Source organism: Rhodovulum viride (assembly GCF_003265965.1).
Lineage (GTDB): Bacteria > Pseudomonadota > Alphaproteobacteria > Rhodobacterales > Rhodobacteraceae > Rhodovulum > Rhodovulum kholense.
The window spans coordinates 1-435 of the sequence record NZ_MUAV01000189.1 but is presented as its reverse complement, the minus strand read 5'-3'; the positions used below and the strand labels follow the sequence as shown (position 1 = coordinate 435).

Sequence of the window (435 nt, the reverse complement as noted above, 5' to 3'; positions counted from 1 at the left end):
CGCTGGGCGGTCTCGACGGTCGAGGACGCCAATGTCGGCATGGTCAGCCCCGGCTGGATCATGCGCGCCTCGGCCAAGAACTGGCTGGCCTCGCTCCGCGATGATCGCGGGAACCCGGTCTTTCCCTCGATCGAGGCCAGCGGGACGCTGAAGGGCTACCCGATCCGCTGCACCTCGCAGGTGCCCGACAACCTCGGCGCGGGCGGCGACGGGACCGAGATCACCTTTGCCGATTTCGACGAGGTGGTGATCGGCGACGCGATGCAGATCGCCATCGCCGCCTCGACCGAGGCCGCCTTCGTCGATGCCAATGGCGAGACGATCTCGGCCTTCCAGCGGGATCTCACGCTGATGCGCGCGGTCTCCGAACACGATCTCGCGCCCAGCCATGACGAGGCCATCGCGGGCTTCACCGCGACCGGCTGGTCGCTCTGA

General features: G+C 68.3%; 1 protein-coding gene. It reads left to right on the top strand.

Annotation, left to right across the window (positions count from 1 at the left end):
* Positions 1-435, top strand: a 435-nt coding sequence (locus BYZ73_RS21785) for a phage major capsid protein (RefSeq protein ID WP_112317610.1), incomplete at its 5' end; no start/stop codon positions are given.